Origin of the sequence: Holzapfeliella saturejae, assembly GCF_037546065.1 — a bacterium.
Classification (GTDB): domain Bacteria; phylum Bacillota; class Bacilli; order Lactobacillales; family Lactobacillaceae; genus Holzapfeliella; species Holzapfeliella saturejae.
Genome location: NZ_JAWMWG010000001.1, coordinates 81,934 through 94,724 on the forward strand (window position 1 = coordinate 81,934; position 12,791 = coordinate 94,724).

General features: G+C 34.2%; 8 protein-coding genes. All 8 read right to left on the reverse strand.

All coding sequences use genetic code 11. From position 1 onward, the window contains the following. Window positions 1-3: 3 nt before the first annotated feature. On the reverse strand, window positions 4-2,889 hold the full coding sequence (locus R4Y45_RS00330; protein WP_339968125.1) for a type I restriction endonuclease subunit R: 2,886 nt from the start codon (window positions 2,887-2,889) through the stop codon (window positions 4-6). A gap of 102 nt (window positions 2,890-2,991) precedes the next feature. Then, window positions 2,992-3,864, reverse strand: coding sequence for an ROK family protein (locus R4Y45_RS00335; protein ID WP_339968127.1), 873 nt, complete (start codon window positions 3,862-3,864; stop codon window positions 2,992-2,994). A 188-nt stretch (window positions 3,865-4,052) separates the two neighbouring features. Next, the gene (locus tag R4Y45_RS00340; protein WP_339968129.1) at window positions 4,053-5,039 is read right to left on the reverse strand and encodes a hypothetical protein; all 987 of its coding nucleotides are present in this window, start codon (window positions 5,037-5,039) and stop codon (window positions 4,053-4,055) included. A gap of 97 nt (window positions 5,040-5,136) precedes the next feature. Continuing rightward, complete coding sequence (locus tag R4Y45_RS00345; RefSeq protein ID WP_339968132.1) at window positions 5,137-7,032, reverse strand: FtsX-like permease family protein; 1,896 nt, start codon at window positions 7,030-7,032, stop codon at window positions 5,137-5,139. Window positions 7,033-7,206: 174 nt separating this feature from the next. Beyond that, entirely contained in the window at window positions 7,207-9,075 is a 1,869-nt protein-coding gene (locus R4Y45_RS00350) for an FtsX-like permease family protein (RefSeq protein ID WP_339968134.1), read from the reverse strand. Window positions 9,076-9,093: 18 nt separating this feature from the next. Next, window positions 9,094-9,852: an ABC transporter ATP-binding protein gene (locus R4Y45_RS00355; protein WP_339968137.1), complete on the reverse strand. Its 759-nt coding sequence runs from the start codon at window positions 9,850-9,852 to the stop codon at window positions 9,094-9,096. 151 nt (window positions 9,853-10,003) lie between these two features. Beyond that, window positions 10,004-11,878 carry an FtsX-like permease family protein gene (locus R4Y45_RS00360; protein ID WP_339968139.1) on the reverse strand — a complete coding sequence of 625 codons (1,875 nt, stop codon included), beginning with the start codon at window positions 11,876-11,878 and terminating at the stop codon, window positions 10,004-10,006. A gap of 14 nt (window positions 11,879-11,892) precedes the next feature. After that, complete coding sequence (locus R4Y45_RS00365; protein WP_339968143.1) at window positions 11,893-12,651, reverse strand: ABC transporter ATP-binding protein; 759 nt, start codon at window positions 12,649-12,651, stop codon at window positions 11,893-11,895. Window positions 12,652-12,791 lie beyond the last annotated feature (140 nt).

Here is a 12,791-nt window from a genome sequence, read left to right on the forward strand (position 1 = left end):
CCCTTAATCTAGTGCTTTATAATGGTCGCCAATATCTTGAATAGCCAGCATAATGCGTTCTCTACGTTGGCGTTTTTCTTTGAATGGTATCCCTTTCAAATCATTATTAATACTACGAGAATCGCATTCTCCTCTGAAATTATATTCATCTAGTTGGTGTTTTAAGCTATCCACTGGCACTTCAACTTCTTTTGATAATTGGTTAAAACGGTCTTCTTTTTGTTGATTAATATATTGATTGAATTCAGTTAGGACATCAACATTAGCTTGCTCTGCATATTGTGGTACTTCTTCTTCCAAAAATCTCAGCAATAATTCTTTTTTAGTATGTAGTTGCGATTGTGCAGCTTGTTCAATTTGTTGTTTGATTTTTTCAGTATGGTCAACAATATCATCAACGGTCGACATGAAATCGATGTTTTGAACTAATCCCATAATGTAGCTCACATCGATATCATCTTGTTGAATCAACGCTAATTCAAAATCTAAATCATCCACAATAGAAATCTTTTTATTATTTTTAGCTTCACGTTCTAAATACTCAACGGCTTCTCGATATTTGCTTTGGAAGGATTCATATTGTTGTGGTGTGAGATCTAAAGCAAAGTTTTCCCATTTAAATTCATCATAAACACGTATTTTATTATAGATACGTAACACATCACGAAAGGCTTTGATGAATTCACTAATATGGTCTTCACCCATATTATATAGATTGTCCACATCTTTTGGCTGTTTAATAATATCATGTAACTTTTCAATGGCTTGTCTGAAGTTTTCAGCCATTTCTTCATAACTTGGTGCAAGGAAAGCTTCTCTTGAACCATCTGAGAATAGGCGAATGGCATCATCGGTTTCAGTTTTTAGATTGCGATAGTTCACAATGTTACCAAACGGTTTATTCAAGTTATCAATTCGGTTAGTTCTTGAATAAGCTTGAATTAAACCATGATATTTTAGTTTTTTATCCACATATAACGTGGATAGTTTAGGTGAATCAAACCCAGTTAAGAACATGTTAACCACAATTAAAATATCGATATTTTGTTCAGGTGTTTTCACATGGTGTTGCTTCATTCTTATGGAGATGTCATTGAAGTAATCTTTAAAGTCTTCAACTGAGAAGTTTTCACCATAAAGTTGATTGTAGTCAGCCACAATATGTTCAAGTCCATGGCGAGAAGTTACGTCGTCTTGGTCTTGATACTTTTCATTATCTTGTTCATTAGCTGCCCAAGTAAAAACGCTAGTGATATTGAGCTTTTCACCTTCTGGATTTTGTGCTTGTAGTTTTTTGAAAATATCATAATAAGCCAAGGCTACACGTGTATTTGGCACAGTCAAAATCGCATTAAACTCACCATTTTTAGTATATTGGCGATGATTCAAAATAATATGTCGAGCGATTTGTTCTAGGCGGTCAGGATGTTCCATAACCTCTTTCTTGTCGATAGCGTTAGCATCAGCCTGTCCATTATCATCAATATCTTCAGCATCAAAAGTTTGTAAGTATTGCACATTAAATCCGAGAACATTTTGATCACGAATCGCATCTTTAATTAGATAATGATGCAGTTCTTGATCATATAAATCTTGTGTTGTTCGTCCATCTGACCCGATATTTTCTTTAAAGATTGGGGTTCCTGTAAACCCAATATGTTGGGCATTTTTGAACCAGTTATTCACATTTTTACGCATATCCCCAAATTGACTACGATGAGCCTCATCTTCAATAAAAATCACTTTTTTATCACGATAAGGAGCTAATAAATTTTTGTAGTAGTCTTTTGAAACAGCATTATTCATCTTTTGAATAGTCGTAATCACAAGCTTTTCGTCAGTTTGTTGCAATTGTTTCACTAATGTCTTGGTGTCATCTGTTCGATCAATGGCTAAATCACCGTTTTTGGCACCTAAGTAAGAGTTAAAGTTTTTAGACGTTTGCACATCCAAATCATTACGGTCAATTAAGAAGATAACTTTATCCACATCTTCACGTTGTTTTAGCAACTGACTCGCTTTAAATGACGTAATGGTTTTACCTGAACCCGTGGTATGCCAGACATACCCATTTTTATCGGGGTGGTTTTCAACTTGATTGATAATTCCTTCCACCGCATAAATTTGATACGGTCTCATAACCATCATGCGACTGTGACTTTCATCAAAAATCACGTATTGCCCTAAGATAGAATGTAGCCGTTCTGGTGGGAAAAACGATTCCATAAATTCCGTAATTTCATTGAGCCACTTATTATGTTTATCTGTCCAACGGAACATAAATTTTGAATTCAAGTTCCCATCACCATTAGCAAAATAGCGGGTATCTTCACCATTTGAAACCACAAAAAGTTGCACCATTCTAAACAAACTATCCTTAAAGGTTTCATTACGATAACGAATAATTTGATTGAATGCTTGGCTGAACTCAACCCCTCGACGTTTCAACTCAATTTGTAACAAAGGCATCCCATTAATTAAAACCGTCACATCATAACGATTTTCATAACGGCCCATCATCGTGATTTGGTTGGTCACTTCATATGTATTGGCTGCTGCATTTTTGACATCAAAAATGTTTAAAAATAGCGGTTCACCACTATCTCGTGTAATACTAATTTTACCAATAGGAGAATTAATTGATCCTCTCAAGTCATAACTAATTTTGTAATGTGACTTAGTCCCAACTAATTCCGTATAGACACGTTGAAATTCTGCATCTGTTAACGGCTTACCCTTTAAGTTCGTTTGGTTACGCTCGTTTAAAATCTTTCTGAAATGGGCTAATAAATCATCATTATCTTTAATGGTGACATATTGGTAGCCTAGAGTTTCCAGTTGTTTAATAAATCGATTCTCCAGTTGAGCTTCTGATTCGTATTGACCCATCAAAAGTCGCCTCCTTATCCTCCATGTTATTTACTTACTATACTACTATAATTAGACCTAATAAAAAAGCACACCGACTAGTTGTCAGTGTGCTTTTACTCTTTATCTTGCTACTTTTTCAGCTAATAGCAATGACCCGATAATACCGGCATCGTCACCTAGTGAAACAGGAACAATGTAATCTTTTAAGTCTGGTAATGTGATGTATCCATTCATCATTTTAGCGAATTCATCACGAATCATATCCATCAAGTGTTCTTGTTTAGAAACACCACCACCAAAAATCATAATATCTGGTGAGAATGTTAGCGTGAAGTCTAAAGCAGCTTGTGCTAAGTAGTAGGCTTCAAATTCCCAAGCTTTGTGGTTTTGATCTAAGTTGAAGGCTTTTTCGCCCCAACGAGCTTCAATCGCAGGACCACAAGCTAGACCTTCTAAACAGTCTTTATGGAAGGGACAAATCCCTTCAAAATCGTCTTCTGGATGTTTTCTCATCATTAAGTGACCTGTTTCAGGATGAGCACGACCATTATAAACTTCACCACGTGTAATCACACCACTACCAACACCTGTTCCAATAGTTGTGTAGAATACATTATCGAAGTTTTGGCCAGCGCCTAAAATGTGTTCACCATAAGCGGCAACGTTCACATCTGTTGTCCAAAGCATAGGCACGTCATAGCGAGCTTTCATATCACCAATAAAATTATAGTTTTGCCAAGCCACTTTTGGCGTATCTGTAATGTAACCGTAGTTTTCTAACTTTTCGTTTACACCGATTGGTCCAAATGACCCAATACCAAATGAAATGATATCATCTTGATATTGATCAAAGAAATCAAAAACTTGTGCCATTGTTTCTTCTGGTGTTGTAGTCTTGATTGTCCCATGTTTTACAACTTCACCGTTTTTGCGACCAACTGCCACAGCAAACTTTGTGCCTCCAGCTTCGATTGCGCCATATAATTCTGTCATGCTCTATTCCCTCCGTCAAACTTTTACACTTAATTACGACATAATATTGCTTACTTGCTTAAGTAAGAAAAAAATTTCAATTAATCACAACGACTAGATTATCGTGAAAACGTTATCACGTCAATATCAATCACCATAATCTGTTTTTATGAAAACGTTTTCTTTTTTACATTATAACGTATTTTAAGTTAAATCCAAGACCATTTTTTCGCAATAACTGTACTAAAGCCAAGTAAAGCAAAATAACAGGCTGAAATCGTTAGAACTGACGTCATGAATAATTGCATATCAACTGATGAACCGCCAAGCGCAATAAAGTTGACAAACGCAAATCCCGCACCTAGTGCAACAGGGAGTAAAAATCCAGTAAACATTTCCAAATAAATGGAAGGTGTCTTAATGTGATTTTTTCTAGCCAAATAAACCCGTTGATATAAGTAGTTAAGTACTTGGTAAAGTCCCACTAACGCTAAAACGATTGTAAAAATAAAACTTAAACTGTAGCTTAACCATTTTAATTGGCGATGTTGGGTCATAATTTGATTGTATTTTTGACTTTTTACAAAAGAAATAATTTTATTTGGTGGTAAGTTTAATTGTTGTTTTTGTAAGCTATCAATTGTTTGATAGGTGTCAAAATCTTGTGCAAAATTATCTGACTTCACTAACCTCAACTGTTCAGCATCGCCCGGAATTTGATTAAATCGCAATCCCGTTACGGCTTGAATCTGGTCAAAAGAAGCCACACCTTGAAAGAGCTGTGATAAATATAATTTAACTGTATCAGGTAATTCACCTAAATTAAGTTGTGGCACCGTTTGCCCACCTGATAATTTAAGCGGGTAACTATTTAACTCATCGATAGAGACAAACAAATTACCATCTTGAATCTTATAACCATAGTAAACAGACTCTTTTAAGTTCAATTGTTTCAATTGTTGATCAACTTGTGGGCTGGTACTATAAATCGCACCATCATAATAAATGTTTTCTAAGTTTGACTCGGTTGTTTTAGCAATCTGCTTACCTGCAATTAATAAGCTCGTTGCAAGTCCAATTAAGAGCATCAATCCAAATGTAATGGAAACTAATTTTCTAATTGAAAAATAAGGTGTTGCAAACGAACGCGTATCAAACCGTGCTTTTATTTTTTGTTTCAATGTTTCTCTTTGCATAATCTAGTCCTTTCATTAAACTCCTCCACTTATAATGATACCGTAAATTGATTAAAAGTTAAATTTTTATTAACTCGAAAATAAAACTGACTCCCCTTTAATCAGCTGTTTTCAATAGTTTCTTTTGGTAAACAAAAGCGACTAATACCGCTATAACCAGATATAAAACAACACAAATTGTGATTGGCAAAATACTTAATTGATAAATATTCACAGTTAAATAATTGAAGACTTCAAGTCCAATTAGTGTCGTTATTACTCCTGGGATCAATGGCATGATAAAGAGTGCTAGAACTTCTTTGAACAATGCCTTTTTGATAACTGATGGTTGAAAGCCTTGAGTTTGCATAGTTTGGTAGGTCGCTTTATCTTGTTTGAAAGATTGCCACTGTTTGAAGATTAAGATTGAAATGATTGTTATCAGTAGTGCCAAACTAATTCCAATTGCAAAAGTTTTCAAAATAGCAAATTCAGTACTTAAATTTCTAAAGTAAGTAATTCCTTGACCACCAACTTGGCTATTTCTCATACCGCCAACTCTATCGTTACCCATCTTGTCGCCAAGCTGTAACTTTTCAATAGCCATTAGTGCTGGCCAGTTTTGTGCAATACCACCTTTGGTTTTAATAAGTTGAATTTCATTTGAAGTTGCTTGAACTTGATCAAATTCTGATTGACTCATATCTTGATAAGTCACGTCTGTTGGTAATTCAAATGTGTTGATCCAGATGTCATTATCGGGTTGAATAAGTTCATAAGATGAAGAAATGGTATGCTTCAATTCCGCTTTTGCATTTTCACCTTGATAACTTGTAGTCTTGTATCTTAAACGATTGCCATTAATCAGCGGTTGACCAAAATCAACAACTTTCAATTTTAACTGCTGTGTTTCTAATTCGTTTTTTAGCATGTATACATTCTTACCATCAACTTTGTAATGATAGGTGGTTTTTTCTTCAATAGGTAACTGCTTAACTGCTTCAGTAACTTCGGGCTGATGATTATAAATGACCGTATCATAAAAAGTATTATCGTTAGCTCTTTCAATACTTACAGTTGTGACAGAATTTGTGACTGCTATAGCACCTACTGCAACTGCCAATAGTAGCGTTACTAAACTAAAGCCTTTAACGTGGTGAATCAATTTAGTGTTGAGTTGATTCAATGTGTTTTCATGAAGTTTACGTTTACTAAACCAAGGCCACTTCAATAGTAGTTGAATAACAGTTGGATAAAATGCATTAAAGACGCAATAAACTCCTGAAAGAATCGCAACAGATGTGATGATTAGTGCGAGAGATTGTGTTTGATAATTCAAAATATCGTGGCTTGCATAATAGGCAACTAAAAATCCAATAACACCTAAACCTAATTGAACAACTACTAGCCAAGGATTGCGATATTTTCGACTTTCTTCTTTGTGAATTTTTGGCATGATGCCACTAATGTGAACCTTGTTAACGATTAGACCTACAATGGGTAGGCCGACAAAGACAAGGATAAGATCAATCAAACTCAACAAGTGAAAACCAACGAATCCTTTAAGGACAACTCCTTGTGTACTAGCTATTGAGAATCCAACTAGTTGTGACACTGCAATACCCACAAGAACGCCCAAGAATACCATCGAAATGCTAATCATTAATAGCTGAACTAAAGCTACCATGATTACTTTCGATTGTTTGTCACCTAAGCGCTGAGTAAGTTGCTTATTTTGTTGTGCCTGATTTAATAAAAATCGGTTCAGATAACCCATGTATATCATGGTAATCATAATTAAGACGACTTCTCCCGTGATAAAAACGGGCGCGTCTTGTGTCATAATTAGCGTCTGATTGGTGCCTAATGTTTTAGTTAATGTTGAAAAAGTATAAATTAAGGTACTTAAAACTAATAGTCCTAAAAATAAAATACTGTATTTTTTGTAGTTTTGACGTAAATTTTCAAACGCCAGTTTCATAATTGCGCCAAACTTAATATGCTCTTGTGTCATAAATGATACCCCCCTGATTTGTTTACAATTTCTATGCTAACAATCAGCAGCAGGTTGTTACATCGATTTAACTTACAATTTAGGCTTCAATCTTACAATTTTGTAAGATTTGGTTAAGAAACTAAAATTTTATTAATCCAAAACAAAAAGCCAACTCAATTAAGTTGGCTTTTATTATTTTCTTTTTCGTAAAACAATTGAACGATATATAAATAGTGTTAGTAGGTAGTATAAAAAGTATAACCCTAAGAAAATCGCAAGTGGAAACGGTATACGACTGTAAATGTTTGAAACCATTTGTTCAAATAATTTAAGTCCAAACAGCATATGCATCACACCCATGGCACCAGGCAAGATGAACAAAATTGCTAATTCTCGTGCAATTGATTTCGTCATAGTACTTGATCTTGCACCAATTTTATCAAGCATTTCATAACGCTGTTGATCTTGATGTGCACCACTTAAAATTTTGAAAATCAAAATCGAAGCTAACATCGTTAAAAATGAAATTCCTAAGAATAACCCGATAAATTGGAAAATAGATAAGACACTATTAGCCTGTTGATAAACATTAATTCCTTGTTGCATCCCAAATCCATCAGTTGGATTACGTACTTCGCCTTGCAAGTTAGTTATTTTCTGCAATGGTATCAGATTTTGACGCATACTTGTTGTTTTTACAAATTTGATTTCACCCGCTGAACCAGATAACTGATCAAACGCTTGCTGCGACACAAAATTAGTTTTAACAACATAGTCTCGTGACTCATTATCAACGACACCTGTACTTAATTGCTGACTATCATCTTTTTGTTGTGAATTGTAAGCACTTATCATAGCTTGCCTAATATAGTCTTCAATTTCTTGTCCACTATAAGACTTCAAAGCATAGGTTAACGTTGTATCTGGACCAACACTTGTGTTTTGTAATTCATTTATCGTGAATTTTTGATTATTAAGTTCTGAATCAATTCCATATAATGACCCGTCTACTATTTTATAGTGATAGTGTACTTGATCCGTGATAGATAGTTTTGAGAGTTGTTCGCTAACTTCTGGTGTTTCTTGATAGATTAAAACATCATAATATTCATGATCAGCCTGTTCAAAAGCAGTATCTCTCATCATCAAAGCAAGTGTGATTGCCCCAACTGCCATTGCAAATAAAATAGAGACAACTGATAGAATACGTGTGTAACTTGTAATTCTAAATTTTAACTGATTAAGGGTGAAATTATTTAGTTTTCGGTTATTGAACCATGACCACTTCTTCAGTAAGTTGATAATCACTGGAAAAGATGATTTAAAAACAAAATAAGTTCCTAAAACAATACCAAATAAGATTATCCAAAACGCATTTAAAGCATTTGGAGCTTCTCTAATATGCAGAGATTCATAATAAGCCACTACTAATCCAGCCACACCAATAACAGCTTGGATTGCCAGTAGCCAGTTATTGCGACGATACGTCACTGGCTTTTTGTTACCTTTTAGCAAGCTCAAAACGGAAGTTGCTGAGATTTTAATTCGATTAAATAAAGCCGCTAATAGAAATAAAACTGCAAAAAATAGTAATGTCCATAAAACAGCTGGTAAATGAAAACCGATGAATCCTTTAATAGATAGTCCTAGACTTGAAACTAATAAAGCACCAACAGCTTGTGTAACAAAAATCCCTAAAAATGATCCTATTAATGTTGCTAAAATCCCTAAAAATAGCGTTTCAATAAAAATCAAATTACCAATTTTAGAACTTTTAGCACCTAGCATCATAAATAATCCATAATCACGTTGTCGCATACTAAGTAAAAAGCTATTAGCGTAGGTTACATACACTAGGGTAATAATTCCCAGCAAAACATTTCCAATTAAAAATAATTGTTTGACGATTTTAACGGTTGGATTATCATCTAAAAATCCTGGATTAGTCGAAAGTGACAAGAACATATAAAAAATAGCACTTGTTACAATTAATCCAGAAAATAAAACTAAGTAGTCTTTAAAACGGCTTTTCATTCCCGTTAACGATAGTTTAAATAGCATAGTTCTCCCCCCTTTGTGTTATTGTTCATATGTCCCAAGTGTTTGAATAATTTGTTGGTAAAAATCAGACCGTGATTGTTGTCCCCGCTTCAATTCACGATGAATTTCACCATCTTTAATAAATAAAATACGTTGTGCATAACTAGCTGCTGCAGCATCGTGTGTAACCATCAAAATCGAAACTTGATCTTGCTTATTGAGTTGTTGCATGGTGTTCAATAATTCTTTGGCGCTTTTTGAATCCAATGCTCCTGTGGGTTCATCTCCAAAAAGAATTGATGGTTCATGAACTAAAGCTCGACTAGCTGCCACACGTTGCTTTTGTCCACCCGATATTTCAGATGGATATTTATCTAAAATCTCAGAAATTCCCAGCTTAACTGCGATTTTTTCGATTTTTGGCTGAATAGTTTTTGAAAAAATATTTTGTAATGATAAAGGTAATGCAATATTTTCACGACAAGATAAGTTTTCTAATAAGTTGAAATCTTGAAAGATAAACCCAATTTCACGTCCACGAAAATCAGCCATCTGATTTTTCTTTAATTGTGTAATATCTTGATTATTAATTTCAATTTGGCCACTTGTTGGCTTATCTAATGTTGATAATAGATTCAATAAGGTTGTTTTCCCTGAACCTGAAGCCCCCATAATTCCAATAAATTCACCTTTAGCCACTGAAAAATTAATCTCTTTTAAAGCTTGATACTGCTTTTCGTTACGCTTTCCATAAATTTTATTCACATTATGTACAGTTACAATTTGATTATCTGCCATAGTAATTCCCCCTTGATTTGTTTACATCTCTCATGCTAACAATCACGCTAAGGAGTTAACATCGATTAAGCTTACAATTTGAAGGGTTAGTCTTACAATTTTGTAAGGTAAGACAATAAAAAAGCCAACTTAAATTAAGTTGGCTTTTTTACTAGTTTCTTTTTCGTAAAACAATTGAACGATAAATTGACAATGTTAATAAGTAATACAAGAAGTAAAGTCCTAAGAAGATAATGATTGGCAACCAAGCCATACCATATATTCCTGGCACCATTAATTCAAATAATTTAAGACCAAACAGCATGTGCATTAATCCCATTAAACCTGGCAAGATAAATAATACAGCTAATTCTTTAGCAATAGATCGGGTCATAACTGAACGACGAGCACCAATCTTATCAAGCATTTGGTAACGTTGTTTGTCTTGGTGTGCACCACTTAAAATCTTGAAAATCAAAATTGAAGCTAACATTGTTAAGAAAGCAACACCTAAGAAGATACCCATAAATTGAAAACTAGATAAGAGTGCATTAATATCTTTGTAATAGGTAATACCTTGACCACCAACATGATTTGATGCCATTCCGCCAGCAGAACCATTGGCAGCAACTGTACTCAATTGTAAATTATCTAAATCAGTTAATGCTCGCCAATTTTGACGCATACCACCGGTAGTTTTAATTAACTGCACTTCATGTTCTTCTGCAGGAATACGATTGAATGTGGTTTGATCAACATAATGATACTGAACACCATTTGGTGTTTCAAATCCGCCAGACCAAATCTGATTATCTGGGTGAATCATACTATAGGCAGATGAAATAAAATTATTAATGTCATTTTTGGCTTCATCACCTTGGCGAGTCACTAATTTATAAGCTGCTCGTCCACTATTTACTGCCCCTTCATTATCAAAAACTCTAGTTTTCACTGTTTGATTGGTTGCTTCACTAGCCAAAGCATATACATTTTGACCATCAACTTTGTAGTGGAACGTACTTTGTTCTTGAATCGGTAATTTTTCGGCTGCTGCTTTAACACTAGCTTCATCACTATAAATCGCTGTGTTATAAAAAGCAGCATTTTCAGTATTATCAAATGCCATATTACGCATTGATAATGAAACGGTAATCGCACCGACTGCCATCGCAAACAAAATAGAAACAACGGATAGAATTCGAGTATAATCTGTAATTCTGAATTTTAATTGGTTAATTGTAAAGTTATTTAAGCCATGATGATTAAGGCGTTTCCATTTTCTTAACATGTTAATTAAGACAGTGAAAAATGACTTAAAGACTAAGAAAGTTCCCACTACAATTCCAACTAACGCAATCCAAAAACCAAATGTTGAAAACTTATTGATGTTAAACATCGTATAATAAGCGACTGCTAATGCGCCAATACCAACGACTGCTTGTAACACCAATAGCGCTGGGTTACGACGATAGCTAACGGGTTTTTGATCACCTTTTAATAATGACAAAATCGGAATTGTGGATAATTTCAAACGATTAAATAGTGCTGCTAAAAAGAATAGCACAAAGAAAAATAAAATCGTCCACAAGACAGCGGGAACATGTAAGCCAATAAAACCTTTAATTGAAAGGCCTAAATTATTGACCAACAATCCAGCTACACCTTGTGTCGCAAAAACACCAATGACTGAACCAACAACGGTTGCCAAAACACCTAAGAATAAGGTTTCAACAAAGATTAAGTTACCAATTTTTGAGCTATTGGCCCCAAGCATCATGAATAACCCATAATCTCGTTGTCGCATGCTGAGTAAGAAGCCATTTGCATAGATAACATAGACTAATGTAATAATTCCCAGCAAAATATCACCGATAATAAATAATGTCCCAATCGATTTAACAGTTGGATTTTGATTTAAAAAGTCTGGATTGGTTGAAAGTGATAAGAACATATAAAAAATCGCACTTGTCACAATTAGTCCAGAAAATAAGACCAAATAGTCTTTAAATCGACTTCTAAGGCCTGATAATGCTAATTTGAATAACATGTTAACGCTCCTTTTTATTGTTCATATGTTCCCAGTGTTTGAATAATTTCTTGATAAAAATCTGAACGTGAACTTTGCCCACGTCTTAATTCACGATGAATTTCACCATCTTTAATAAATAGAATGCGTTGTGCATAACTAGCTGCTGCTGCATCGTGAGTTACCATTAAAATTGAAACCGCATCTTGTTCATTTAATTGTTGCATTGTGTTTAGCAATTCTTTAGCACTTTTTGAATCTAATGCTCCTGTTGGTTCATCCCCAAATAAAATTGATGGTTCATGAACTAAGGCCCGACTTGCTGCAACACGTTGTTTTTGTCCACCTGAAATTTCGGATGGGTATTTATTCAAGATATGTGTAATCCCTAGTTTTTGAGCTATTTTTTGAATTTTTGGTTTGATTTTTTTGGCCGAAACATTTTGTAAAGATAAGGGTAGTGCAATATTTTCGTAACAAGATAAATTTTCTAACAAGTTGAAATCTTGGAAGATAAAGCCAATTTCACGACCACGAAAATCGGCCATCCCGTTTTTTTGTAATTGAGTGATGTCTTGATTATTAATATAAATATGACCACTTGTTGGCTTATCTAGCGTCGACAACATGTTTAGTAAGGTCGTTTTACCAGAACCTGAAGCTCCCATAATCCCGATAAACTCTCCTTTTGCTACTGAAAAGTTAATATCTTTTAATGCTTGATATTTTTTTTCATTGCGTTTGCCATAAATTTTATTGATATTTTGTACTTTTACGATTTGATCGTTTGTCATTTTCGTAACCTCCTAATTGGTTTGCATCATAATCATATCACTTAGAATCTTTTCATTCCCATTTATTTACCTTACAAATTAATCAAAAAATCTTACAGTTTTGTAAGATAGTTGATTTTTTGTGTTTTATTCGCTTTTTT